Raw genomic sequence first — 26,881 nt, forward strand, 5'->3', positions numbered from 1 at the left:
AAGGATGTTGAACCGTGAAAATCAAATGGAAGCTTCCCATCATTATCAGTTTGCTCGTATTTTTCATCTGTACCGTAGGTGTCTATTCAGCGGTCATCTTAAATTCTTTTACTGACAAAAGTAACAAGTTAAAAAACATGATGGAGATACAGAAAACCATCAAGAACGTGCAGTACCGTCTTGCTGGAATTTCAAACGATGAAAGAGGATTGTTGATCACAAACGATATGGAATTTGCTGAAGGCATGAGTGAAAAAGCTGAAGAAATTGAAAAAAACTTTCAATACTTAAATACACTCAACCCATCAAAAAAGGAATCAGAAAAGATAAATGAAATCTCTGAAGCTCTATTGTTGTATAAAGAAACGAACAGAAAAGTGGTAAACACTCTACAAAAGAATCCACAACTAGCGAAAGACCTTCATTTTGGTGAAGAGCGTAGAATAAGAAAAGAAGTTCTTGATCCTGCAGTCAACGAAATGGTGGATTCATTAAATAAAGACATAGAACTATTAAAGGAAGATATTCAACAGAGTGCTAAAGTGAATGAGATCATGATTTTGAGCGTAACAGCTGTAGCGTCTATAATAGGTATCATTCTTTCTGCTATGCTTTTAATTTCTATATTAAGACCGCTGAAACTCATCAATCAACAGATGAAAGAAATTGCAGAGGGTGAAGGAGATCTGACGAAGATCATCAATATCAAGAACAAAGACGAGTTTGGTGAACTCGGGCGATCGTTTAATCATTTCATGTCGACACTTCGTACACTTTTTAGTCAGGTTAGGGAGTCATCACTACAGATAGCGAGCTCATCAGAACAGTTCTCTGCGAGTGCTGAAGAGACAAAAGTCACTTCCGAACTCATCTCTAGTTCCATGCAATCGATCGCGATAAGTGCGTCTGATCAATCGTCCATGACAACGACAAGCCTTCAGTCTGTCAGCGAGTCTTTAACAGCCATTCAAACCATTACAGAAAACTCTTCAAAAGTGGCTGATATCGCCGTATCAATGAAAGATAGAGCTGAAAGTGGAGAAAGATCGGTAAACCATGTTGTAGATCAGATGACGACGATTCAAGAGTCTGTAGAGATAACAAGAGTGGGTTTTGATAGTCTTCAAAAAGAGATTGGACAGATTAACACCATCACCACACTGATCAACGAGATCGCTGAACAGACAAACCTACTTGCTCTAAACGCAGCAATCGAGGCTGCTCGAGCAGGAGAACACGGTAGAGGGTTCGCGGTTGTAGCAGATGAGGTAAGAATTTTAGCGGAAAGGTCCAATCAGTCTGCGAATCAAATCCGAACGGTTGTTGAAAAGATTATCATGGATACGACGAACACGGTAGAAACGATAAGTCATGTGAAAACCGATGTAACGTCTGGTATCGGAATGTCCAAGACGGCAGCCACAGAGATCGCTGAAATCACTCGATTTATCGACCAAGTTTCATCTCAGATACAAGAGATTGCTGCTACGACTGAAGAGTTAAGTTCAGGGTTTGAGAATGTTCATGACGCCGTGAGCGGAATTGCACATGCAGCCAGTATCACATCGAATAATACGACTGAAATCGCAGCCGCATCACAAGAACAACTTGCCTCGATGGAAGAAGTGAAAGGTGCTGCATCATCTCTTACTGTTGTAGCAGATGAACTTCAAGATCTAATCGGTAAGTTTAGAATTTAGGATATATGAAGAAGTTAAAGAACTCGAGAAACCACTCGAGTTCTTTTTTAGGAGTTTAATTTGCTTGTAGTTTCATGAGCGCACCAAAATATTGAGATGCGGTCGCAAATGAGATATACGCAATAAGCTCACTGATCTCTTCATCCGTGAAGTGTTGTGAGAGCACACCAAATATAGAATCCGATATGTTCCCTTTTTGTTTGTTAAACACTTCCGCAAATCCAACCGCAACTGAGATCTTCTCATCAAAGGTATCAGGATCTGGTTTTCCTTTGGCTTTACAATACTCACACCCGTTTTCTTGTGCCAACGTTCTTCTCACTTGTTCTTTTAGATGAGAAGATAATCTATCCTCTCTTTCTAACGTATCTCCTAATTCAGTCCATCGCTCTAAAATGCCCTCATTGTGTCCTAAGAGTCTTTGGAACGCGGTAACACCCTTTGTGGATTCTATTATTCTTGCCATTCTTGATTCCTCCTTATAAACTTAATGATACCGTTCTATATTTATAAAACCCATTAAATACGAAATCCTTTTTAATCTGTTTTATTATGAATTTAATGTATATTGGAAGGAATTCTTTAAATATGAAAATAGACACTATAGATAAAAAAATCATAGAAGAATTAACAAGAAATAGTCGTTTATCGATGAGTGAACTCGGAAGAAGAATCAACCTGTCTTCCCCCTCTGTTACAGAAAGGGTTCGACAGATGGAGTCCTTTGGTATCATAAAAAAATATACGTTAGAGGTAGACCACCAAAAGATGGGAAAACCTATCCAATGTATCGTTGAAGCTACGATCAAGAACGGAGATTATGAAGCATTCAAAAGGCATATAGAGAACCTACCGAATGTAGATTTTTGCTATCGTGTTGCTGGCAATGCTTGTTTTATGCTTAAGATGCAATTTGAAACCTTTCAAAAAGCAGAAGAATTTATTGATTCCATCAACCCGATCGCTCATACGGTCACACACTTCATCTTTTCAGAAATACCAACTGAACTTACGTTTGAGTAATAACATTAAAAAGCGATAAAACTACTTCGTCACAATCAATCTATAATCTATTATTGGAGGCGCTACATGTGTCAAAGCAGATAATGTTTTGGGAAAAACAACAAATAACAGGGTCTGAATATCTCGAGTTATCGTATCAGAATCAAACCATCCAAGTCGAAAGTACCGTTCTTTTTTTGGAGAATGATGTTCCGCAAAGAGTTCTTTACAGAATTTTTTTAAATAAAAATTGGGTGGTCAAGCATTTATACATCATTAATCACACTCTTGGTAAGACACTATCCCTCTCAACAGCTGGAGATGGACGTTGGTTTAATGATGATGGGGATGAGATACATATGCTTAACGGAGCGTTGGATGTAGATATCTCTTGTACGCCTTTTACGAATTCCTTACCGATCAATCGCCTAAAGTGGACACCAGATGAACCTAAACTGTTTGAGATGGTTTACATCTCCACTCAAGACCTTTCGATAAAGAAGGTAAGACAGATGTATACACTAAAAAATTGTCATGAAAACAAAAGGACCTTCCACTATAGAAGTGGTACCTTCGAGTCACCTGTTACCGTTGATAAGGATGGTTTTGTACTAGAGTATCCAGAACTATTCAAAAGAAAATTTTAACTCTCTATAAAATAATAGGAGTACGAAACCTATGAAGTCATTACAAGGAAAGATTGCTGTTGTTACAGGTGCATCCCGAGGAGCAGGTAGAGGCATCGCTTTGGAACTAGGTCGTGCTGGAGCCACAGTTTATGTGACAGGACGAAGTGTAGAAGGTACTACGACTGATAATCAGCCAGAGACGATTGAGGAAACGGCAGAAGGTGTCACTTCTTGTGGTGGTAGAGGCATCGCTATACGATGTGATCATACGGACAGCGAAGATGTGAAATACTTATTCCAGCAGATCGAAGAAGAACACGGCGCCATTGATATTTTAGTTAACAGTGTATTCGGCGGATCCGAAAGTTCCCTACCTTCAGGAGAAGGAAGATACTTTTGGCAAAGACCATTAAAGCATTGGGACGCGATGATGGTTGCTGGTCCTAAAGCTTACTTACTAACTTCACGATAAACGTTACCTTTAATGAGAAATCGAAATAAAGGTTTGATCGTAAACATTACCTCGTTTTTCAAGGATGAGATTGCCGGAAATCTCTATTATGATCTCGCCATGCATGCCATCAATAGACTGACACTGGGAATGGCAAAGGAATTAAAAGACTTTAACATCTCGACCGTTGCCGTTTGCCCAGGCTGGATGAGAACAGAAAGAGTGATAGATTTAGGTTTTGAACAAGAAGCGACGGAAACAACATCGTATGTGGGTCGTTCGGTTGTGACACTATCAACAGATACTGAAGTAACTAGGTTTTCAGGTAAGGCTTTAACGGCTAGCGAGAATATATGAGTTTACGGATGTGGATGGCACACAACCCATGCCGTTTGAAGTTTGATAGATTATGGTCCTTTGAAGGGGATGCGGTTTTTAGGTAACACCTTGAGTAACAAGACCTAAAAATACTATGTTTCGTTTTATTCTGATAACCCAATTTTTTTGGATGTACATACATCACCTATATCACAGAGCTTGTTGCACATTTGTAACAAGCTCTCCTAATTCTCTTTATCCTATAATTCTCTTTTAACCTGAACCCAATTATAGTTTATTAAGGAGCCAGTATGATCTTTTCATCTTTTTGTTCAATCATGATCTGAAAAGTGTCATGAGTCAATTTCTGCCTTAACTCGTAAGGGACGGTAAGATATCCTTTATTAGAGATCATCTGTTTATATTCTCTTGTGAGTGTCTTATCGATAACAAGGATAGAATCATGGAAACAATCGATTCCAACCTCTAAACCATTATAAATGTTAAACTCTTCTCTCCAGATAACCGGTATGTACAGGTAACCTTTCTTATTATCATAGGTTTTTTTTGTGTATATAACCAAGATGACACCCCCGTGTGACTTCAAAGCAATCATACTTTATTTCATTACAGCGGTGAATGGGTCATCATAATCAAAAAAATAAGGCTATATCACTTTTACAAAAAACTAAAAAAGACACTCCTAAATGAGAAGTATCTTGTTCTTTACCGTATTCCTTTATAGAAGTTGTACTCATCAACGTTTTCTATGCAATGCATCCTCTTTCCTATCAATAATCCGAGATTTAAGAAAGCGTTAGCTTTTGCGGTGAACAAGTTCTTATCTTCTACTACCGATTTATTTACAAAAATCCCCTCAGAATAAGGCGCAGAAGGAGAAGACGTGGTATAGGTACGTCCTTCTAATAACCCTGCACGATTTAATAACGAAACACCTTCACCTATCGCTGCTATTCGTATCTGCTCACTATTAAAATCCTTTAATAGCTTCACAAAATAAGGACTTAACGGTCCTAAGCTATCTCCACCAGGAAGAATCAACATCTCATACTCCCAAGGTCGAATATTCTTAATTTTAATAGTAGGTTGTATAAGTAATCCACAAGCAGATTTCACTTGACCTGTAACTTGAGTAAACACATGGAGATCGAACCTTTTCTTTAAAACAGATAGGGTGACGCTCACTTCAAATTCTTTAAAATCCGGGTAAATATATAATAAAACATTCTTTTTCATTTTGAATGTCCAATCTATGAATAAACTACCATAAAAATGGTGTATATCGATTGTATCATCTGAAAAACTATTTCGTTATTGGGAAAATAGTCTTATGCATATAGTAATAAGTAACCTGTAAACTTTATGATTTTCCCAAGTTAACCGGTTTAGATACTCAGGAATCTCATAGCCGCTCTATTTAATTCCTTAACGTGAATTATACAAAAAAAAATGCCCAACTCAGCAAGAGTTAGGCATTCTTATGTTAACCGATTCTTTTTTTATTCTTTTTGCTCTAACATGCTATTTTTTTCTGCCCATCGTCCGTTTAATAGACTTAAAAAGCTTCTCATAAATATTATGTTTTATTTGTATCCTGCTGGAGGCGTAGGATAGTCCCTGATGTATTCTTTATGATCGTAAATTTGCCATTCGTCCATTCTTCTTCGCCATAAGCCTCCATATGAATCTTCTCCGACTTTAACCCATCTTAAAAATTGTACTTTAATTTCATCCGAGGATGCTCCAGCTTTATGTTCACTTAAGAGCGTTGAGTTTGAGAATCCAGTAAGCCCAACGTTATAAGCAAAAGATACGAATGAATCAAATTCTTGTTGAGAAATCGAAGTGCCTTTTGTTTTATAATTTACTCCTGTTGAGAAACTAGTAATATCCTGCTTAAGAAGATCCCAAGCTTGTTGTTTTGTTAAAGACGTATAATTCTCACCAGGTTGGATGACATGTCCATATCCAATGGTTAAATTTTTATAATCTGCTCCTCTGTATGGCGTTGCACTGTATCCTTCATATTCTGCAACAAATGTTACTAAACTATTACTTGGGCGCATATCTCCAGGAATAGATGTTGGTGGGTTTTCAGGGTCATAAAACTCTGATGTCCACACATGGATTCTTGTATTAGAAGAACCATAATCATAAAGAGTAGCAATATCAAACTTATTATCTCCGTTAAAGTTACCCGCAATTACTCTTCCTGTAGTCATATTTGCATTATAGCCTGAACTCATCCACCATCCATTAGCGGTTTGATAGCTTAGTAAGGTTCCGGAGGATAACCACATATGAATTCTCGTTTCTGAATTTCCATAATCATATAAGGCAGCGATATCTGTTATACCATCATTATTAAAATCACCAGCGGTTACTCTTCCGGTAATTTTATTGGCGTTATAACCAGTAGTACTCCACCAACCATTAGGACCCTGATAACTGAAAGAAGCTCCGGTAGAATTCCAAACATGAATTCTTGTTTCACTATCATTATAATTATAAAAAGCAGCGATATCAGCTTTACCATCTTTGTTAAAATCTCCAGATACCACACGATCAGTTAACATGTTGGCATTGTAACCGGTCGTATTCCACCAACCGTCTTCACCCTGATAAGTAAATGACGTTCCTGTAGAGAGCCACACATGAAGTCTTGTTTGTCCACTTCCATAATCATAAAACGCAGCTAGATCGGTTTTACCGTCGTTGTTAAAATCATTTGAGACTACTCTACCCGTAATTTTCTTTGCATCATATCCGCTATTTTTCCACCAACCATTCTCACCTTGATACGTGAAAGAACTTCCTGTTGATTTCCATACATGAACTCTTGTTTCTGTACCATAGTCATAGAAGGCGGCTATATCATCTTTTCCATCTCCAGTAAAGTCTCCAGCTATGACTTTCTTTGAAATCATATTAGCGTCATATCCCGTTTGGTTCCACCAGCCATCTGGTCCTTGATAAGTAAATGACGTTCCATTAGATAGCCATACATGTAACTTCGTTTGCTTTAGACCATAATCGTAAAATGCAGCAGAATCGGTTTTACCATCTCCATTGAAATCCCCAGATATGACCCTATCCGTTGTTTTGTTTGAATCGTACCCGGAGACTTTCCACCATCCATCCGCATCGTTATACTTTAAAAGACTACTAGCTGAAGCATCTTTTGGTTGAAAAGTAAAAAATGTTGTAAAAGTAATAGTGAATAATATAAACACTATTAAGTTTTTCTTTATTTTTATCATTAAAATTCTCCCCTTAAAACCATTGATCTGAACAGATTAGTAATCATACTAATTTAGCGGTATACCCAAAAGCTTTTTCTCAGAGTTTTTCATCTTATTGATTTCTTCATTACTATAGAATGCAGTTTCTTCTTCCATGACATGGTCATGCTCGTGCATGTCTTGAGTTATACTATGAGTTGAAAAAGCGGTTGCCATGTTGTATTGGGGAAAGTAATTGGCAAGAGGATCAAAAGGTATACTTTCATTATTGTCACTTTTACATTCTGCTCCACAATTTCTAGTTTCAAAATGCAGGTGAACACCTTGAGAAGCTCCAGTATTACCCATATATCCTAAGCGTTGACCTGCTGTTACTGTATTATAAGTACTCACTATAGGCTGAGATACTAAGTGAGCATAACGAGATTGAACATTTTTCCCATCAATAACATGATGAATATATACTACCCATCCATAACTAGTTGACCAACCTGCTTTTGCGACTGTACCGTTATAAAAAGATACTATGGTGTCTCCCTCAACTCCTTGTGTACGTGCACCAATGTCTATTCCCTTATGATCATCACCTTTAAATAATTGGGTTATTCTAGTAGACTCAACTACTGGCCATATAAAAGTTTCTGAAACATATTCAGACGTCCATACATGAGCCTTTGTTGAAGAAGCTCCATAATCATAAAAGGCAGCGATATCAGAATTGCTATCTCCATCAAAATTACCAGCTACAACTCTTCCCGTAATCATCTTAGGATTATAGCCTGTTGCTTCCCACCATCCATTTGCAGTTTGATAGTTTAATGTAGAGCCTTCTGACAACCAGATGTGAATCTTAGTTGTAGAATTTCCATAATCATAAAATGCTCCAATATCTGTCTTACCATCACTATTAAAATCACCTGCAACCACTTTGCCTGTGATGTTATTTGCATTATATCCTGCAGCGCCCCACCAACCGTTTGGCCCTTGATAACTAAAAGAAGTTCCTGTAGAAGCCCACACATGAATTCTGGTCTCAGAATCATTGTAGTTATAGAATGCAGCAATATCGTCCTTACCATCCTTATTAAAGTCTCCCGATACTACTCGGTCAGTTAACATGTTGGCATTGTAACCGGTGGTGTTCCACCATCCATTTTCACCCTGATACGTGAAAGAACTTCCAGTAGATGTCCACACATGTAGTTTGGTTTGTCCATTTCCGTAATCATAAAACGCAGCTAGATCATCTTTACCATCATTGTTAAAGTCATTTGAAACTACTCTTCCAGCAATCTTCTTAGCATCATATCCCGCGCTTTTCCACCATCCACTTTCACCTTGGTATGTAAAAGTAGTACCTGTTGATTTCCATACATGAACTCTAGTTTCTGTACCATAATCATAAAATACAGCGATATCGTCTTTTCCGTCACCCGTAAAGTCGCCAGCAACAACTCTCTTAGAAATCATAGTAGAGTCATAACCACTTTGGTTCCACCAACCATCCGGTCCTAGATATGTAAAAGAGGTACCATTAGACAGCCATACATGCAATTTAGTAATCTTCGACCCATAATCGTAAAACGCAGCAGTATCCGTTTTTCCATCACCGTTAAAATCACCAGATACTAAACGATCAGTAGTCTTATTAGGATCGTATCCTGTTATGTTCCACCATCCGGAAGCATCATAATTAAATAGGCTACTTGCAGATATTTCTTTTGATTGGAATACATGAACAGTAGTTATTGCAAAAGCAAAAAATATAAACACGAGTATCTTTTTATACATTTTTTTCATCTGAAATTCTCTCCCTATATTATTAATATTTGCTCTTATACTCTCCTTTCACTTATTTTCCGCGCACAACAAAACAAATATTAACATATTTACATAAAATAGGATAATTACATTTTACTATCTTTGTATAGATATTTCGCCCTATTTTCGGCCTCATTTTCCAGATAGAGAATCAATCTAGCCATGTTTAGCCATGAATGTAATCAAGTGTTTTAACTTTTAGAATATGTAAAGAGTTAAAGACTCCAACATCTCAACCCTTTCAGTACACGCTGGATGAAGACAGAAAAAGTAATGGATTTGGGTGCTGAACAAAGGCGATATAAATTACAACGTATCTCTGCCGTGGTTTCTAGTATAAAGCTAAGTCCTTATAAACTTACATGAAGAGGAATTGTTTTATACAGAAAACATTTTAGACCCTTTTTACTAAAGGTAACTAATTTTAACAGTATTATTATACCTATTTTTGTAATAATTAGTATTTCACTAGAAAAATATGTTAGTATTCTTTCTGGCCCTGACTAAATAAGAAAAAGTTAATAGTTTAGGGACTAGAACATAATTGGTTAAAAGGTAGAGAGGGGTTTATGAGTTGAAAAGATTTATGCAACTATTTTTAGCGATTGTACTAACACTATCAGTCGCAGGTGGAATTTCACCGACAAAAACAAGCGCTGCTAGTTTCATCTGGCCTGCTGGTAATGAGAATCATGTTACTTCAGGATTTGGCGAAAGATCATCAGGTACACACTATGGAATCGATATTGCTATTCCTGGAACGGTTCCTATTAAGTCTTCAGCTGCAGGTAAGGTTAGTAAGTCGTATTATTCATCCACATATGGGAATGTAGTATTCGTACTGCATAATATAGGTGGGCAAACCTATGAAACTGTCTATGCTCATTTGCGTTCTCGATCTGTCGATGTAGGACAGAATGTTGCTCAAGGACAATTGCTTGGTTACATGGGGAATACAGGAAATTCTTTTGGTCAGCACTTACACTTTGAAGTACACAGAGGAACTTGGAACAGTGATAAATCAAATGCTATCAATCCTATGGATGTTCTAAATGGAGTGTTTGAAGATACACCACCGTCTGATACGTTTAAAGTGATTAAACTAGATAGTGATCAGTTTGGTTTATATTCAAAGATGGGTACGTATAAGGAATCTTCAACTCCATATCTCGGCTGGACGTTTGTTGTCAAACAACAGCAAATCTATAACGGTGAACGTTGGTACCTACTTGTTCACGGAGATAAAGTATTTGGATGGATCGCTGCTCACCAAACAAGTGAGTACGAAAATCTAGAAAAAAAATACTTAAATGAAGATGTTGATGCGTATAACTACAATTTAGATCAGAAGATCATGACGCTAAACAGCACGGGCTATGTCTATGTGGCTAAAGAGTACAGTGATAAATATCTAGTTATCGCTCATAGTCAGCCTATGTACATTGCTAAAAAACTCATTAACTTTGATGGTCAGTATACAATGCCTTATAAAGCGGTAAAGATTACGAGTGATGCGTATGGTATCAATTCAACGCCTGGTGTTTATAAAGAATCAAGTACTCCTTACTTAAACTGGATCTTAATTTCAAAAGAACAAACAACCTATAACAATCAAAAGTGGTACAAACTCTCAAACGGAACCACGGTTTACGGTTGGATCTCAGGAAATCAAGTACAAGAACTTCCAATGAAGAGAATGGATCTAACAGTGGATACAAAAGCGTATAACTACGGTTTTAAAGAAGAAATCATGACGTTAAACGGTGGGGGTTTTGTCTTAGTGATCGGTGAAGGTAACGACTATTACCACGTAGCCGCTCATAGTCAAACGATGTACATCAAAAAGACACTTAAAGACTAATAGTATATAGAGCTCAACCCGCTATCTTTAATAGGTAGCGGGTTTTTGTTTTAGTATTGTATATCATTATTCATCCGAAAACTTGAGCAGAGATACCAAACAATTCTTTGTTTCTTTTTGGCATTGTGGCTGAATTCTTAATCATGATAGGAGGCTCATTCACTTTCTTAAAACCACAGGTATCTAGAAACGTCATGAACTCAGAATGACCTGATGGTACATCGATTCTAAGATTCCCTCCATGATTTGAAGCTAACGCATTAACGATAGAAGCAGCTATATAATCATTCGGTGCTACGATCGGCCCTAGTATCAGATTTATAGGACCTTGAATAGAAAGTCCAAAACCGATAATCTCATGGTACTGATTTTTTACAACGACACATTGTTTACATTGTTTGATCCGGTTGAGTAGAAAGGTGCTTCTCTGATCACCAAAAGCTGCTGAATCCAGTTCCTTCACCTTGTGAAAATCAGCGGTTTGATAATATTCTATCGTGAATCCTTTAGTACTATCATGCAAGTTAGGTATAAATTTCTCACATAAAAACTTATGTATTACATCTACCGTTTTAAAGCCTAACCTCTCATACAGAGGTTTTCCCTCTTCCGTTGAGATCAGCATGATGGATGTGTCTGTTGAGACACGATCTATACAGGTTTGAGTGACTTCTTTTCCTAACCCAAGACCTCTATAATCTGGAGAAACGATGACCATTCCGATCGAAGCAATATTCGTATCGTAAGGAATGATGGCTGCACTTGAAACGATTCTTCCATCACGGTTCTTATGGCCATAGATACAACCTGAGGACAGAATCGTATGTATTTCTTGCTCATCATAGTCCCATCCAACAGATTCAGAGAGCTCTATTAAACGGAAGACGGCATTTGAATCAAACTGTTCTATTTTTAATACAACACAGCTTTCTGTATGCATTAGAGTATTCCCCTTTTGTAGTTTTCATTGTTTTAATCTAATCCGTTACTCTTTTCTTTTAAAAGGATAAGATAAAATCCAATCAATACGATCAATGCTAAAACAACATAAGTGACGGTACTTAGATTATCTGACCAAGAAATCGTGTTTAGACCTCTTTTTTGATGCACAGCTGAGATTAGGATTGAATTTGAGATTGCTTGTAATCCATTGAGTATTAAGCCTGTTAAAATAACTTGAACAATAATAAAGATGCCGACTATTTTATTCATTCTTGAATTCTCCTTGGGGGTTTTTTATAACTTTATTGTACTTTATTAAATGTTGACACCATATATATTTTTGAATAAAAGTTATATTTTTCCTTTAAATGACCTTAAGGGTGTAAAACCGAAAAAGAACGGAGCATGTTGCGACTCACAACATGCTCCGTTCTTTTCTTTCCTATTCGCTCTCTAACTGATAATCCATCTTCATCACGGTAGGATGACAGCGTGTATTGTGTTTGAAAGAAAAACTTGTCCGTATTCGTGCTGTGTGTATGGGGATAATAACTTAACGTCCATCCGTACAGATGTAAAGTTTCAAAGAGTCGCTCACTCCGAAGTGCATCCAGTTCACTCTGTTCATTTACTTTAAATATCACGAATACATCTAGTGGCTTGGCCGCAATTGTTGAAGAGAGAATTTTAATAAACGAAAATTGTTTAAAAGATTGTTATGAAAGTTTCTGTCCTTCTTTATTATAAAAAGTTGGCAGTGAGTCCAATTCTTTTTTGGAAGGTTTATAGATGATCCATATTTTTTTCTTGTTCTCTCCTATGGAAAAGAGTTGAGCGCTACGTTCACCTAACTTCACTGTCTCAACATCAGAGGGGGCTAGACCAAATAATGTTCGATTTTTACCATCTCTGACTGTTTGTAAACCTTTTAGCGAATTTAAAACCATTCCTTCCAGTTCCCATCCCGTAATAGTTTTTTTAAACTCAGCAAGTACTATTGAATCTTCAGGCTTTTTATCCTCGGTTAAAAATAAGATATATGCATATTTATCTTCTGAAAAAATTTCCTGATGAACAATCTGCTGAATACTATAAGTGTTTTTGTCAGAATGGTATAACACTTCCTCAGGACCTGTGCTGAACGCTAATTTATTATTGTATTCAATTCCTAAGAATAATATTGGAACCAACATTACAATAGCTACTAAAATCCATAACCTCTTTTTAATTTTTAACACTCCTTTGATAAAGAGAAAAATCTTTAATTTGTTTATTCCACAATCATGCACTTTCGCTCAATAGTTGAATATTAATTTTGAATTACGGCATAATCAAGTATTTGCTGATAGAGTTCATTCCAACTCGGATAAAATTCTGTTACTTCGCTTGGACTTACAAAAATTCTTTCTTGTGACTCATACCCCGCTTCAAAGTCATGTAATCGGTCAATTTCAAATCGATAAAAAACTTGGAAACCTATTTTTGGATATTTGCTATATTCATCCCATATGGGATTTTCATTGTGGTCAACAATGATATGTCCTAAAAGAGAGCATCTTCCCGTAACATAACCTTCTTCAAATGCTTCACGATTTATACATTCTTCAGGTGTTTCATTACATTCGATATGAACACCTGGAAAGTCCCATCCTCTATGGTTTAAGTTTACTAAAAGTAACTTATCATCTTTAAAACAAAATCCGTGGACGCTTGTAATTTGTTCTGCTGGCGGAAGTTGATCATCCCGTACCCAAGTTAACTTTACTATCGCTTCTCCCCAATTCACATATTTGGTCGTCATTATGCTTCTCCTTAAAATTTATATAACCGTCTTGTATAACTGTTCAATCTGTTACCAAAGAAAACTTTAATAAATCCATCTTATTGGGTGATAAGATCTAAATGCCGAGTACAGTTATACAAAGAACAATCCCACTTGTCATCTAGATGACTTAAATAAGTAATCGACGTATTATCCATAGAAGTCTGCTTGAACTTTTGAGGAAGTAACCTCTGTAGAGTCAATCCGATCAAAGCACCGTGGCTGACTACCAATATTCGTTTCCCCTTATGTGTATGGACTATATCTTCTAAAAAATCAAAGCCTCTGTTAGACACGCCATTAAAGCTTTCCATTCCAAGTTCTAAATTGCGCCATTCACTACCCCACTGCCTGACTCTTTGTGCTTCCGTTGTCCCCTCAATCTCACTGCAATCTATTTCCCTTATCCTCTTATCAATATGAATATGACTAGTAGGCAAGCCTATCTTACTCCCAATGATTTTTCCAGTTTCGAATGCTCTGGATAAATCACTCGTAATAATCAGGTCCCACTTTTCTTCAAGTGATAATCTATCACCAAGTTTTCTTGCTTGTTTTCTACCAATATTATTTAATGGAATATCACTGATCCCTTGAGCCTTACCTAAAGAGTTCCATTCAGTTATTCCGTGCCGAATTAGCCCGATGGTAGTCATTTTCCCACCCTTTACTTACTATCTAGTTTTTCAACTATCCTTCTACGTTTGTTCAATAAGAAAGAGCTGCATGAACAGCTCTGTGGATCTTCAACTAATGCACCTGATGTTGAATAAAAATATATAGTCAATTACATAACGTACTTTATTTAAAAATACCTGCTACTATATTACTGAACTCTCTTAGATAATGAAGGTAGTTGTCTCCACCGTAGTTATATCTCTTATTATACATTTTCGCCACGACCAGATTATGTTTAGGAATCACTAGCAGTGTTGGTCCTGTAATTCCCAATATTTGATATGAACCCTTAGGTACTCTCTCTCCTATTTCACTTCTAATGGATGGTGTGTCTTGAACATACCAAAACAATCCGTTTTGTGGTGTATCTTTATCTTTGTACATTGGATTTTGTACTTGGGTAGCTAACCGTATCACTTCTTTTGGTACGATTTGTTTGCCATTCACTGATCCATCATTCAAATGAAGGTTACCCCACAATGCAAACTCACGAGCTGTGGTATGCAGGTTTGAGTCTCTCCCATCACCTGTACATCCTAATTTAAATGTTGCCACTTCGTTCGGGTTATCAATCACTTGTACCAGTTTTGCATTAGGATCTGTATACCAAGCAGTTTCTTTCAAACCTAACGGTAGAAATACTCTTTCGTTTAATAACTCAGGAAAACTCTTTCCATAAAGCCTTTTTATTAAAGAAGTCATCATTAATACGTTAATTCCTCTGTAAGCCCATCCTTTACCTGATTCAAACTCTCTAAAAATAGTCCCATCCTCTTTCTGGTGTAATCCATGAGAATGGGTAACTAGATGTCTGATCGTAGTGTTTGCAAGCAATTCCTTATCGTACTCCTCAAAGTAATCACTAGCATAATCATCAAGACTCTTGATCTTATTTTCATACAAAGCATATGCTACTGCTAATCCTAAGTAACTTTTTCTTGCAGATGCTACGTTAAACATAGAGGTTTCTGTAATGGGTGTAGCATTTACCGAATTAGAATGATACCCCGTATAATGCTCTAATATAATCTCGTTATCCTTTATTACAACTAGTGCTGCAGCGCTGCTATGGTTAAGCTTCATTATTTCTTCTACATATGAAATTAATCTTTGATCGTTTTCTGCCACTTTTTCTACATCCCCCGTTAAATGATGCTGTCTATTTGTGCTCATATGTTAAACCCTACCCCCAGGATCGGTGAAGTTAGTTTGTAATCACATAAATCTTAATAAAAATCACAATGAACAATCCAATCCTGTTTATCTTGATTGTAGAAAAAATAAAAACTACCACTGTCTACTATATTGAATAGAGCCTTTTCATCAGAACTTATTTGAAAAACGAATGGATATTCTTCTCCAAAGGATACACCACTCTGAGTAAATGATGGATACCCTCCAACTTTATGGGTCGGGTAAACCTCTTCCACTATATCATCGTGATATTCCACACCTTCTTCACTTTCAAGTTGCAATATTGCTTCTTCAATATCTGGTTGAAAACTACAAGAACCTTCCCAAGCAGGTGTATCGTTATCAATATACACTGGGGATAGCGGAAAAGCTTTTATCTTAGTAGATTGCTTGTTTATCTTCTCTAGCTCATCTGAATTCGCATAACACATTACCTTAAAATAAGGAGCTAGATTATCACGATTCAGATTACTGAATACATCAAAATCCATATAGATGGTTATTAACGGATAGTTGGTCAATTCTTTCGGAACGTAGGGTAATGTAGATAAAAACAAGGTACAGATAAGGTCAAAATTCGATGGTATAGCTTCTTCTTGTCTTCCCCATAAAACTTTACCAATCCAACTCTCTCCTAACTCTTCTGTTGGTCTGAACCCACCTGTTTGAAAGGTTGTGGCTTGTTTAAATAATGCAGATTTAATCTGAGCAATATTCAATGAAATCAACTCCTAACATGAGTTCTAGATTCTATGTAAAAGCACTAATCAATTGTTTATATTCTGTTGGTTTCTTATCGATGATGTTTTTAAGGATGAGTTCCTCAAAAATTTCTTCAATGTTCTTCATTGTTTCTACCTGCTTTCCATAATGGACACTTTTGTTTGCTATAAGGGAACAAACAACATTACACTCTTTCCTTACTAAGAAAATACGATGAACGGAAGGAATGCTCTCAAATGAGGCCACTGTTCTTCCCACTGTTGGTTAATGATAAATAATTACAATTATTTCAAATCACAGGAAACAGTGCAATTATATATTTAACAAGTGTTAGATCAATACCTTAGTATATAGGTATCATGGTATTTTTTTCTTCGTAATATGAAGTATCATTAACTTTAGGGGGAATTTAATGAAACAGGGTGTGTTATGGAGTATTTTAGGGATTTTCTTATTAAGTGGAATTGCATTATACCTGCATGAAAATAAAGATTATGAGATTGTTATACCTGAACAATCACATTTCTCGGACAGCAAGAATGGTCTTTTTTACAGGGAAGTCTCATTTTGGATAGAAGAACAGAATGATAACACACAACACTTTGTGAAAGCAGATTTTCCAGGGATCAATTACAAAGATCAATACTTAATTCTTCATGTAAACGATAAACATCCCTCTGTCTGGGAAAAACATAAGAAATTAAAGAAGAGCCTTAAACTTCGTGAAAAGACTAGGTATTCTATCGTCACCATTTCTAAGGATAAAAATATATTAGAGTCAGAAGAAGTCGTACTAAACTTTAATGATGCCTCCTATAGGATCGAAACCACTAAACAATGAATCTTTCATTCCAAGCTAAAAAACAGTGCTCATAAAGGAATGAGCACTGTTTTTTTCGCGTTTGGAGTAAAGTAGTGATTCATGATAACCTAATTGCCAATGACTGCTGCCCATAATGACTTGCTGAAAACATCATACTTATATTACTTCGTAGCATTTCGCTTGAACTGCTGTTTTTTTCTTCTCATTCTTATAATCAGATTGACACCATGATATTCTTAAGTTCCTTTAAAACAAAGTTTTCTCGGTGTATCCATACGTTCTCTTCACATTGATTTATCATGGTCTCGTTTTGTTGGATGGCCTCATCAATTTCTACCCATTTAGGTGTATATTCTTGATCAAACTCGTAATCATCTAATTGTTGAGCAACTACCTCACCCGTCAATTCACAGAGATAATAATGGGAAGTCATTTGAAAGATAGCTTCTTTATCATAGTCATCACAATGTCTTTCAATGACAACGCCCATTTTGTCTCTAACTTTACTAAGATGCCCTGTCTCTTCTGCAACCTCGCGAATTAGACCCTCTTGATGACTTTCATGTTCTTCGACGCCACCACCAGGAAATTTAAGTCTCCAAGGTTTGAGTGAACCATAAGAATTTTTTTGTCTTCTATAATGATAGCCCTGACCGCTTCTCTGTGGTTTATCTTCATTTTGTTTTCATCAATATCTGAATGTCCTAACACTTCATTAAACATAGTGACCCCTCCATTCTGAGCAAATTCCTTTCAATTTCCAGCCTTTATCTCGTTATTCCTTAAAAGGCAATTCTTATTAAAGAAATAAACAACTATACTTTAAGAACAGAATGCCACTTTCAAACTACAAAACAGCATTCTTATTTTCTTTTCTATTCTGGGTTTCCGACTCGTTTGGTATGGCGGTTATCCGCAAATCGAACAGGAACCTATCGGTGTGTAGGTGAAGGATGAACCGTACAGACCGTGGTTATCGGTCTATTTAATACCGAAGCGACACGTTACTGAGTGACAGAAAAGCGTTTTTCCTTTCTGATCAGTCTGTCGTGCTGCCGCCCGAAATGGCTTTGAACCGAAAAAGGAAAGAACGTTGATGAAACAAAATGGCTATTAGAGCATTTTAGCTTTATATATCAGAATCACCATCAATATCAACATATACAATAACATATATATCGATAACGTTGTTGGAATCATTTAAGTTCAACAACGTTAAAATTGATGCTCTACATGTAATGATATAATTAATCATTATGCCCGATATACAACATCTTTCAAGTTTTCATCTCCACAAATATAATTACAAGGTGGATCTACAAATGTATGAACACTATGACTATTCCTATATAAAAAGTTTTAATATTAAGATGGATGTACCGTTCGTAATCAGAGGGTTGCAATTAAAGATGATCACTAAGAAGTTTGCGGAAGATTTTGCATTACATTCTTTAGGTAACGAGGATCAACCAACCATACAAATGGTAGACTTGGCTTGGGGCGTTCATTCTGAAATAGATGCTCTAGAGTTACTGGTATCTTCTATTGAGGAACCCTATGTAAAAGCACAATACAATTACTTACCAGAGATTTATAGAAACGAAGAAGAGTTTGATCATGAAATATGGAAATGGCGTTATGTAAATCTGATCGATGCCGTTAATCATTATCAGTCACAACATGAGCTGTTCGAGAGTATTGATATCATATACACAAGATTTGGTTTACCAGATGACATGTATGAACTTATCTACTATCACCCCACTAAAACAGTTTCGTTGCGCACTCCAGAAGAAGCTCAGCAAAAACTAGAAAGTGCTATTATCGACTTTGTGAATAAGCAGAAACAGATGTTTGTACCGAACGCTTAGATGCATGCTTAACTATCAGTTAATCTTCAAATAGTAAAGTAACCAGTCATCATCTTTCATCAAGCTGTTTAAAGTGAGCATAGCTCTACTAACTAATTCATATAAGGTCTGCTCACACTCGGCAAACTCGTTCTTTTTTTCTTAAAAAATATCGTCCCTCCTTATCTACACATATAGACGATATTTTTCATTTTGGTTTTGTGTTTCATAAATTAATATATAAAAAGAAGAAGTGCACTGGCAGGTGGCAGTACTCTTCTCTAGAAACATATTTTATACTTTCCTCTTCATTACAAAATTTGAAAGAACGAACCATATAAACAACCTTGATACTATTGGAAGCTAGTCTTATTTTATATTCAGTTTATCAGTTTACTTAATCCGTCACGATCGATTAGTTCCACCATCCCTGATTTGGCTAACTTCTTCGCGTTTGGAGTAAAATAGCGGTTCGTGATAACCATGGCATTTGTCGTTCGCCAGTGAATGCTACCTGATATGACTTGCTGTACCGCGTCTACACCAATATTTCCTCCGTAGCATTTTGCTTGGACTGCCGTTTTCTTTCTTCCCTTCCTTAAGATCAGATCGACACCGTAATCACCTGACCGCGGTGTTAAAGTTACCGAATAGCCCTTGGATTCGAAAAAATCCGCCAAGTAGTTTTCGAATTCTATTCCATTCATTAGATCAATATCGTGAATATCAGAACGTAACCATTGTTTCTTTCTTCTAATCCGTATCCCCAATTTTATCAACTTATAAATTAATAAAAATAGCATTAACCATACAAAGGCGTTCCAGATTGTATGACCATAAACCTCTAGAATGGCGTATATAAAGACAGCTGCTGTGAAAAGAGTTGCCTTGTCTTTTGATTTTAAAAAATGTATTACTTTTCCCAAAGTCTATTTTCCTCTCGTAAGGGATAGAGTTTAAATTTAGTTCATTTACATGTATCTTTATCTATATAATTTCCGTGTTTTGAGAAGTAAATACTATTAACTAGAATTACCCCCATTAAATCTATTCAAGTGCGTATTATATTAAGTAATTAAATATCAGATTGAGGTGTAATTATGCTTAAATTTGAAGGAATAATCACTGTAAGTGATTTACTTCTATTTTTGATTGTTTTGCGCTGCTTGTTTCAGTAGATCAAGCAAGATAACAACCATAATGGTTGTTATCAAAACATCAAAAACAAATTAAGCAATTATTACACAAAAGAGCAACCGAATATTCGGTTGCTCTTTTTGTCTGTTCCAGGCATGAACTTGTGTGCGGAACATATACTTTGTGCTTTTTTATGGACATTTGAATTTTAAATCCCTATAAAATCAAAACTTCTTAATAATAAGTGTGTATTAAAATATATTTTTCGTGGGTAAAATGTGGGTGGTTTTGTTACACATCAAACTTATTCCACAATCGCACCCGTTCGTAATATAAGGATATCCAGAATTGGTTTACTTTTTTGTTGAAGGATTCTTATTCTGCTGAACAGTCTCGTTGTACTATGCAATACAGTTTATTAGTTCTTTATATGAGCACTGTGATACCCAACTCATACAATTATTTTCAATAGCTTTTATCTTATTTCAGTAGAAATTGGCTCAAGCCTTAATTGTATTCTTTAACTAAAGCCGTTCTATTTGAATACTTTTTATTTTCATCTTAAAATTATAAAATCTTTATTTGAACTTAATAAACTTAAAGTGATTCTAGTCTACTTAACCAATCATTGAAATGACTACATTTACTTCTGATTGTATCCAAACCAATATCCAATGCGGTAGTACATCCATGATAGATTTTTTCATAGTCTGAAAAAACTGATAAAATTCTCTTTGAAGGTGCAGTTTGAGGTGAATTATTTATTTTTTCAGGAGAGTCATATTGATCAGCAATATCAATGATTCTCTGTACTTTACCAGGTTGATTTGGAAAAGAGTACTTTAATTTTGTAGGATCGCAAAATATTATTGTTTCAAATTCATGTAACATTACGAATGGTATAAATCGTGCTTCATTTATATCTGAAAATAACTGTGATTCAATATGTTTTACATGTTGATAACAATCACCTGCTGGTAATGAATCTAGTCCTGGCGAGTTACTTGGAAGTCCATAAAAATCAAATAGGGTAGTAATTGCTACTACATTTGTATCTTTACACAAACGGATAATATCCCTTTTTATTTGAGAATAACTTCCTATCCCCCCACGTTCTTTTCTTACATTTCTAACTACCCTAGTACACACCATTGTTACAGTTGTATAAATATTGTATTGCCATAAATGAGGGGCCAGCATCTCTTTTACAAATGTTTCTTCTGTTTGCCCTTCAACTAATATGTGAATTCTTTTGGTCATCTTGGTCTCCCTCCCAAGATGTTTTTCTCCCATAACTCACCTAATGTATAATCATCTAACCAATCCTGTAATTTTTCACTATCTAATCTTGAAAATTCCGATTTATCATTATGGTAATCAACTACAATTATATCTTCCGGCTCTAATTGGTCGACTAATAGAAGAGATTGTGTAGAAACTATTATTTGTGTTTTACTCGAAATACTCTTAAATAATGATCCTAAAACATTAATTGCATAGGGATGTAAACCTAATTCAGGCTCATCCAGTAATATGGTAGATGGTAAATCTGGTTGCAACAAAAGCGTAGCAATACAAATAAACCTTAATGTTCCATCTGATAGCTGACTAACATCAAAGAAGTCATCATAATCTTTATGTTTCCATGCTAGCCTAATAGTATCAGGATTTAGCTTTGATGGCTCTAGAATAAAATCGTCAATAAAAGGGGCAATCAATTTTATTGTTTTAAGTATCGCGTTATAATGTTCCGTTTTCTTCTCTTTTAGCCAAAATAAAAAAGCTGCTAAATTTGATGCATCTGAGCGAAAAAATTCATTGTCATGTATAATTGATTCACTTTTAAGTTTAGAAGAATCACTAGTATCATGGAAATGATACAATTTCCATTTTTTCAAAGATCCAATGATATGGTCAGAGACTCTCATATGTGTATATGCTTTTGAATCAGAATGTAATAGAGTTTCCAAATGACCTGATCCCAAATTACTATTCCATGGATGTTGATAACCTGGTCCATGATAATAAATTCTCTCAGTAGAAAAAAATAATTTCCCTTCTTGAGATGGTTCTAATTCGATTTTGTAACTATTAGCCCCAAAAGATAGCCTAGCTGTTATCATATCTGTTTTTTTTGTTCCGAAATACAATAATCTATTAGCCCCACCTGAACGTGTGACAAATACCTGCATTTTTTGATTTATCATTTCATTTAACATTTTAAAAAAAGAAATAAAATTTGATTTTCCGGCACCATTTGCACCAATTAAAACGTTTAAAGACTTAAGTTCCAAATCCAAGTGACTTATAGATTTAAAACCACTAATTGTTATTTTGTCTAATTTAGACAATGAGTTCATCAACCCTTCTAAACTATCCATTTTTTATTATTATATCCCATGTTATTGCATTATTAAATTGCATCTGTTGTAATCTATATAATTAATTGATAATATACATATTTCTAACGCATTTCTTTCTTTGTAGAAATTTCGGGTTTAGTTTCTTTTTTTTATGTTATATTGTTCAATTTGTTGATCTTTTGCCTGGAATATAAAAATCACTTCCAATATTGAAAGTGATATTTAAGTATATAGTAGCTTGTTATAAAATTGATTTTCCAAACTTCTACATTATTTCGTTTGAATTACAAACTTCATTAATTTCTATCTCGTTTTTTTCTTCATTAATTAAACCTTTTTCACCTTTGTAAAAAGTGTATTTTGTATAAAAATCATCATATCGTTCGGGGGGGGTATTCTCTACTAGAATTATTTGATGGTCCTCACTTAGCTCAATCAAGATTTTGAAAAATTCCTCATAAACCTCTGGATCATTAATTTTTTCTATTGAAAGTACATTTCCAAGACTACTTTCACCGTCTTTTGCATTTTCTTTCTTTAAGGTACCGACATATTTGCTTAGTGAGTCCAATATTAAAAAACCTGGGTGCCCAGTTGCGTAGCCTTTAGATTTACTTTGTAAAATTGCGCCTAAATAAGAAAGTTGCATACATTCTAACAAGCCGCCACTTTCATGGGCGTATACACTAGCTCCATTATAGTAAGGTATTATTTGATCTTTATGGATATATGTTTCTTTTGTGGAATCGTATTTTAATCTCTCCATAAATGTTTTGTACTTTTTGTCTAAAAAATAAAATATTTTTTCTTTTTCTTTATCACTTAATTGTAAAGCCTCTATATCTTTCATTAATCTTGTTTCTGCTGCTTTTAAATCTTCTATTAGTTTATTTTTCTCGTCAATCTTATGGTGAATTCTAAGGCCTTCTTTTAATGCTTCTTGATTTTTAGTTAATCTATTTATTATTATATTTATACTATCAATTTGAGAAAGGTAGGGAACATCCGTCTTTTTCGAATATTCAATTAAAGCTTCGTTATAAACAGTTTGTTTTTTTAAAAGTAGCCCTATTTCTTTATCTAATTCCTCAATCTGGTTTCTTTCTTTATTTATTAAATTTTTTACCATTTCGATTTTATTAGAAATTTGCTTTTTTATTTTGTGCAGTGTTCTTTCTGCATTTGTACTCTGATGAACTTTATTATGTAATTGAGTTGATACTCTAGAACTACAAAGCGGACACTCAACACTTTGATCAGGAATAATTAACTTATAATTAAGTTCCAAGGTTTCTTCAATTTCCGTAAGTTCTACTAAATATTCTTCTATTAATATTTCTTTTGAACTTACAGAAAGTTGCAAATGTCTCTTTTTATTTTCGTGCTCTAATATTATATTAGATATTTCATTTGAATCATTTTTTAATTTTATATACAATTTATTTTCTTCATTATTATTGCTTTGAGTTCTACTCTTTTCTAAAGCATCCAATTTTAATTGTTTTTGTTTTTTTATATCTGTCGCAAGTTTATCAGATTTTGCTTGTAGATTGAGTCTATTTGTTGCATCCAAATCTTTAAGGTATGAATTTAATCCAAATAATTCTCGACGTGTTTCATCTATTTCGTTTTGCACTTTAACCAACTGTTCATTTAAAGTATCTTTATCCACATCTACTAGATTAAACATCATTTTAAATGCATGAGGATTTTTATATGCTTTAAACGGACTTTTCTTTCCTAAGAAATCACCTGTTCCTAATTCATGCTGGTGAATATAAACATATCGAAAAATATCTCTAAATGAAACCACTTCAATTTCCTTTTTGTTGCTATGTTTTTGATGACGAATTAGTTTATATTCATTGATATTTAATTTATGCATTAATATTTTCATCGCATCTTGAATATCAAGTGTTTTGGGTGTGTATTCATCTAAATTTTCATATGAACAAAAGTATATACTTATCTTAGATTGCTTTTCTTTTAACATCCTGTTTAAGGTAATTATCTCTGTTCCGATTCTTATTTCAAGGAAGACTTGATCACATTTGGCATCTAATTCAGGCTGAACATTCAAATCAATTTTACTTGATCTACCAAAACAATAATCTATCAGACTAAGTATTAATGATTTTCCAGATGTTTTTTCTCCACTAATTATCGTTAAATCCTCATTAAACTCTACTGTTCTTCTATATGCAATACCTTGAACAATAAGTTTTTGGAGAGTTATGCTGCTCATTATATTCCCTCCTTAATTTTATTTACATTTTCTGATGAATACTTAATTGTGCTATGCGCTTCAATATATCTATTAAATAATGTCTGAAAGTATTCAGTACTATGTTGCTGGAAAAAATCTTTACCTGGTGATAATAATTTCACCTTTAATTCATCTAATTTATTTGACATTTCTCCTTTTATTTCTATAAATTTCAAATTAGACATAGCTAATAAAATTTCATTAATTTTTGTTTGAAATCGGAAATATTGAATTGGAGAAGGAGTAAATCCATTTTTTTTTTCTATATTAAATAATTTAATCAAGTCAAAATTCACAAGGCTATAATAAAATAGTAATTCCTCAACCTTCCTTTGCTTATTACTGATAGATGATAGCGCGTTTATTAAGCATAAAATTTTCATAAAATCTAACTTATCATTATCAAATAGTAGTTGAATCGAGGAAGGGACTAATGAATCATGTTTTATTTGTTGATCCATCTAATCTCTCCTCTCCCCACCATATTCCTTTTTCTTCATCATCAGCTAATATATGTACAAAACCTTTGTTTTCGTATTTGTTTGTTATATTATTCTTTAACAGCTCTTTGTATCTTCCATATTCAATATTTTCTAAACTTCGATGCACTACATTTAGAAACTCTTCACTGTTTCCATGTTTTGAAAAAGTGTCAATATATCGTTCTTTATACTCTAGAAATACTTGACCTAATATGATGTCGATAACATCCAGAGGCATACCAAGTTTATTCATTTCACGAATATATTCATCAGCTGCAATGTAAAAATCTGAACTTAATTCGATTAACATGGGATTAATCTTTTCTAGCTTCATTTTTTTGTAAAAAAGGTTTTCCTCTAAATTTTTTTCAAATGAACTCAGTCCGGCACCAATTACAACTGAAGATTTTGCTTGATCACTTCCATCGAATTTTTCTTCAATTCCATTGAATATAGGTTTAGATATTTCTTGAAGTAATTTTCTAATTTCATTTGGATGTGATGAATTTTCAGTATTGTACGGAATAGCAATTAAACGATATTCTCTTCTTAATTCTTTAATTTTTTCAGGAGAAGGATTATCTAAAAGAATATAGTGCTCTCCTCTATAGGATTCTTTATGTTGTTTTATCAATGTTTTAATAAATTGATCATCAAAAGAAAACCCGATAAACATTAATTTCTTAGTACCAGTTATCAGTCTTAATAAATCATCATACTTTTTACTACTATATAACTTTTCATAACTTTCTCTACTAAGAATAATTGTACCTGCATTGGAAATTGTTCCATGTAATTGGCATACCCTTTTTTGATTAAACATTTCTTGTGTATTAAATTGTATTTCACTAAGAGAAATAGGTTGAATATCAAAATTTAAGTACTGATGCAATAAATTTTCATAGTTTGTAGTTAGATAAAAGTTAAAATTCATATTATTTAAATCATTATAATTATGTAATAAATCATCTTGTAATTTAATTTGTTTTTGTTGAATTAACCTCACTACTTCTTCTTGGATGTCTTCTTCTTGAATAACCGTGTATTCTTTTAAATTATCAATCGCTTTCCAATAGTCATGTCTACTTAAATCAACCTCAACTAGCTGTTTTATAAAGTCCTGATCAGCGTATTTTTCAGTTAAACTTCTTATCATCCCTCCCCATGAAGGGACTTTAAAAGGTATTGAAAGACCTGAGCCTATAAAAGGGACTAACATACCATTATGATAATCTTTTCGTAGATCCTCTAAAAAAATACTCATACATTACCTTCTTTCTTTTATCTCATTATACATACCAATATAACATATATTTACATATCAACTTACACAAAATTATATAAGATTCAAATGATTGCATTCTATATTTTTTACAATAATTGAAGTTTTGGCACCTGTTGCGAATGACACATTATCTGGTGGTGTTTTTTCTATTAATATAGTGGATACTATCTCAGCTCCAAATTTCCTGATTGATTTTAAACTTTCACTTTCTCTTTAATTCTTGTCTTTCTCACAGAAGAATTACTACTTCTTTAGTTTTCACATCATCTTA

At 34.5% G+C, this 26,881-nt stretch carries 26 protein-coding genes and 2 pseudogenes; 7 read left to right on the plus strand and 21 right to left on the minus strand.

The window, feature by feature from the left end:
• Window positions 1-14 precede the first annotated feature (14 nt).
• Window positions 15-1,700, plus strand: a complete 1,686-nt coding sequence (locus ACOZ9X_RS19475) for a methyl-accepting chemotaxis protein (protein ID WP_423419631.1) — start codon at window positions 15-17, stop codon at window positions 1,698-1,700.
• Window positions 1,701-1,755: 55 nt separating this feature from the next.
• Here the strand turns inward: ACOZ9X_RS19475 and ACOZ9X_RS19480 are convergent, their stop codons facing one another.
• The gene (locus tag ACOZ9X_RS19480; protein WP_423419632.1) at window positions 1,756-2,166 is read right to left on the minus strand and encodes a carboxymuconolactone decarboxylase family protein; all 411 of its coding nucleotides are present in this window, start codon (window positions 2,164-2,166) and stop codon (window positions 1,756-1,758) included.
• A gap of 122 nt (window positions 2,167-2,288) precedes the next feature.
• On the opposite strand from ACOZ9X_RS19480, the gene ACOZ9X_RS19485 reads away from it, so the two are divergent.
• The 3 genes and pseudogenes from ACOZ9X_RS19485 (at window position 2,289) to ACOZ9X_RS19495 (ending at window position 4,139) form a co-directional block, all read left to right on the plus strand.
• Entirely contained in the window at window positions 2,289-2,723 is a 435-nt protein-coding gene (locus ACOZ9X_RS19485) for an Lrp/AsnC family transcriptional regulator (protein ID WP_423419633.1), read from the plus strand.
• 68 nt (window positions 2,724-2,791) lie between these two features.
• On the plus strand, window positions 2,792-3,349 hold the full coding sequence (locus ACOZ9X_RS19490) for a putative glycolipid-binding domain-containing protein (RefSeq protein ID WP_423419634.1): 558 nt from the start codon (window positions 2,792-2,794) through the stop codon (window positions 3,347-3,349).
• A 31-nt stretch (window positions 3,350-3,380) separates the two neighbouring features.
• A pseudogene (locus ACOZ9X_RS19495) lies at window positions 3,381-4,139 on the plus strand (SDR family NAD(P)-dependent oxidoreductase).
• 259 nt (window positions 4,140-4,398) lie between these two features.
• Here ACOZ9X_RS19495 and ACOZ9X_RS19500 read toward each other — a convergent pair.
• The 4 genes from ACOZ9X_RS19500 to ACOZ9X_RS19515 all read right to left on the minus strand — a co-directional run bounded on the left by ACOZ9X_RS19500 (window position 4,399) and on the right by ACOZ9X_RS19515 (window position 9,163).
• Complete coding sequence (locus ACOZ9X_RS19500; protein WP_423419635.1) at window positions 4,399-4,683, minus strand: hypothetical protein; 285 nt, start codon at window positions 4,681-4,683, stop codon at window positions 4,399-4,401.
• A gap of 143 nt (window positions 4,684-4,826) precedes the next feature.
• Entirely contained in the window at window positions 4,827-5,357 is a 531-nt protein-coding gene (locus ACOZ9X_RS19505) for a DJ-1/PfpI family protein (protein ID WP_423419636.1), read from the minus strand.
• Window positions 5,358-5,704: 347 nt separating this feature from the next.
• Window positions 5,705-7,381, minus strand: a complete 1,677-nt coding sequence (locus ACOZ9X_RS19510; RefSeq protein ID WP_423419637.1) for a glycoside hydrolase family protein — start codon at window positions 7,379-7,381, stop codon at window positions 5,705-5,707.
• A gap of 48 nt (window positions 7,382-7,429) precedes the next feature.
• Window positions 7,430-9,163, minus strand: coding sequence for a peptidoglycan DD-metalloendopeptidase family protein (locus ACOZ9X_RS19515; RefSeq protein ID WP_423419638.1), 1,734 nt, complete (start codon window positions 9,161-9,163; stop codon window positions 7,430-7,432).
• A gap of 595 nt (window positions 9,164-9,758) precedes the next feature.
• Here ACOZ9X_RS19515 and ACOZ9X_RS19520 point away from each other — a divergent pair.
• Window positions 9,759-11,045 (plus strand): M23 family metallopeptidase, encoded by a 1,287-nt coding sequence (locus ACOZ9X_RS19520; RefSeq protein ID WP_423419639.1) that lies wholly within the window; start codon window positions 9,759-9,761, stop codon window positions 11,043-11,045.
• 70 nt (window positions 11,046-11,115) lie between these two features.
• Here the strand turns inward: ACOZ9X_RS19520 and ACOZ9X_RS19525 are convergent, their stop codons facing one another.
• The 8 genes from ACOZ9X_RS19525 to ACOZ9X_RS19560 all read right to left on the minus strand — a co-directional run bounded on the left by ACOZ9X_RS19525 (window position 11,116) and on the right by ACOZ9X_RS19560 (window position 16,400).
• Window positions 11,116-11,985 carry a GNAT family N-acetyltransferase gene (locus ACOZ9X_RS19525; RefSeq protein ID WP_423419640.1) on the minus strand — a complete coding sequence of 290 codons (870 nt, stop codon included), beginning with the start codon at window positions 11,983-11,985 and terminating at the stop codon, window positions 11,116-11,118.
• A gap of 32 nt (window positions 11,986-12,017) precedes the next feature.
• A complete protein-coding gene (locus tag ACOZ9X_RS19530) occupies window positions 12,018-12,257 on the minus strand; it encodes a hypothetical protein (RefSeq protein ID WP_423419641.1) in 240 nt (79 codons plus the stop codon).
• A gap of 104 nt (window positions 12,258-12,361) precedes the next feature.
• A complete protein-coding gene (locus ACOZ9X_RS19535; RefSeq protein WP_423419642.1) occupies window positions 12,362-12,631 on the minus strand; it encodes a hypothetical protein in 270 nt (89 codons plus the stop codon).
• A gap of 72 nt (window positions 12,632-12,703) precedes the next feature.
• The gene (locus tag ACOZ9X_RS19540; RefSeq protein ID WP_423419643.1) at window positions 12,704-13,180 is read right to left on the minus strand and encodes a hypothetical protein; all 477 of its coding nucleotides are present in this window, start codon (window positions 13,178-13,180) and stop codon (window positions 12,704-12,706) included.
• Window positions 13,181-13,296: 116 nt separating this feature from the next.
• Window positions 13,297-13,788 carry an NUDIX hydrolase gene (locus ACOZ9X_RS19545; protein WP_423419644.1) on the minus strand — a complete coding sequence of 164 codons (492 nt, stop codon included), beginning with the start codon at window positions 13,786-13,788 and terminating at the stop codon, window positions 13,297-13,299.
• A gap of 80 nt (window positions 13,789-13,868) precedes the next feature.
• On the minus strand, window positions 13,869-14,465 hold the full coding sequence (locus ACOZ9X_RS19550) for a histidine phosphatase family protein (protein WP_423419645.1): 597 nt from the start codon (window positions 14,463-14,465) through the stop codon (window positions 13,869-13,871).
• A 145-nt stretch (window positions 14,466-14,610) separates the two neighbouring features.
• On the minus strand, window positions 14,611-15,660 hold the full coding sequence (locus tag ACOZ9X_RS19555; protein WP_423419646.1) for a serine hydrolase domain-containing protein: 1,050 nt from the start codon (window positions 15,658-15,660) through the stop codon (window positions 14,611-14,613).
• Between the two features lie 53 nt (window positions 15,661-15,713).
• Entirely contained in the window at window positions 15,714-16,400 is a 687-nt protein-coding gene (locus tag ACOZ9X_RS19560) for a DUF1963 domain-containing protein (RefSeq protein ID WP_423419647.1), read from the minus strand.
• 416 nt (window positions 16,401-16,816) lie between these two features.
• Here ACOZ9X_RS19560 and ACOZ9X_RS19565 point away from each other — a divergent pair, with 416 nt between their 5' ends.
• A complete protein-coding gene (locus tag ACOZ9X_RS19565) occupies window positions 16,817-17,245 on the plus strand; it encodes a hypothetical protein (RefSeq protein ID WP_423419648.1) in 429 nt (142 codons plus the stop codon).
• Window positions 17,246-17,441: 196 nt separating this feature from the next.
• On the opposite strand, the pseudogene ACOZ9X_RS19570 reads toward ACOZ9X_RS19565, so the two are convergent.
• Window positions 17,442-17,780: pseudogene (locus ACOZ9X_RS19570) on the minus strand (NUDIX domain-containing protein); the annotation flags it as partial.
• Window positions 17,768-17,950, minus strand: coding sequence for a hypothetical protein (locus ACOZ9X_RS19575; RefSeq protein WP_423419649.1), 183 nt, complete (start codon window positions 17,948-17,950; stop codon window positions 17,768-17,770). The gene ACOZ9X_RS19575 and the pseudogene ACOZ9X_RS19570, both read right to left, overlap by 13 nt.
• Window positions 17,951-18,549: 599 nt before the next feature.
• Between ACOZ9X_RS19575 and ACOZ9X_RS19580 the strand changes: the two genes are divergently transcribed.
• Window positions 18,550-19,098, plus strand: a complete 549-nt coding sequence (locus ACOZ9X_RS19580; RefSeq protein ID WP_423419650.1) for a DUF2247 family protein — start codon at window positions 18,550-18,552, stop codon at window positions 19,096-19,098.
• A gap of 359 nt (window positions 19,099-19,457) precedes the next feature.
• Here the strand turns inward: ACOZ9X_RS19580 and ACOZ9X_RS19585 are convergent, their stop codons facing one another.
• From ACOZ9X_RS19585 to ACOZ9X_RS19610, 6 genes are all read right to left on the minus strand, one after another.
• Window positions 19,458-19,847: a restriction endonuclease gene (locus ACOZ9X_RS19585; RefSeq protein ID WP_423419651.1), complete on the minus strand. Its 390-nt coding sequence runs from the start codon at window positions 19,845-19,847 to the stop codon at window positions 19,458-19,460.
• Between the two features lie 964 nt (window positions 19,848-20,811).
• Entirely contained in the window at window positions 20,812-21,474 is a 663-nt protein-coding gene (locus ACOZ9X_RS19590; protein ID WP_423419652.1) for a DUF4276 family protein, read from the minus strand.
• On the minus strand, window positions 21,471-22,595 hold the full coding sequence (locus ACOZ9X_RS19595; RefSeq protein ID WP_423419653.1) for an AAA family ATPase: 1,125 nt from the start codon (window positions 22,593-22,595) through the stop codon (window positions 21,471-21,473). Before ACOZ9X_RS19595 ends, ACOZ9X_RS19590 begins: the two co-directional genes overlap by 4 nt.
• Before the next feature lie 247 nt (window positions 22,596-22,842).
• The gene (locus ACOZ9X_RS19600; protein ID WP_423419654.1) at window positions 22,843-24,822 is read right to left on the minus strand and encodes a hypothetical protein; all 1,980 of its coding nucleotides are present in this window, start codon (window positions 24,820-24,822) and stop codon (window positions 22,843-22,845) included.
• Complete coding sequence (locus tag ACOZ9X_RS19605) at window positions 24,822-25,304, minus strand: hypothetical protein (RefSeq protein ID WP_423419655.1); 483 nt, start codon at window positions 25,302-25,304, stop codon at window positions 24,822-24,824. Before ACOZ9X_RS19605 ends, ACOZ9X_RS19600 begins: the two co-directional genes overlap by 1 nt.
• Entirely contained in the window at window positions 25,282-26,589 is a 1,308-nt protein-coding gene (locus tag ACOZ9X_RS19610; RefSeq protein WP_423419656.1) for an SIR2 family NAD-dependent protein deacylase, read from the minus strand. Before ACOZ9X_RS19610 ends, ACOZ9X_RS19605 begins: the two co-directional genes overlap by 23 nt.
• Window positions 26,590-26,881 lie beyond the last annotated feature (292 nt).

This window comes from Fictibacillus nanhaiensis (assembly GCF_049537595.1).
GTDB lineage: Bacteria > Bacillota > Bacilli > Bacillales > Fictibacillaceae > Fictibacillus > Fictibacillus nanhaiensis_F.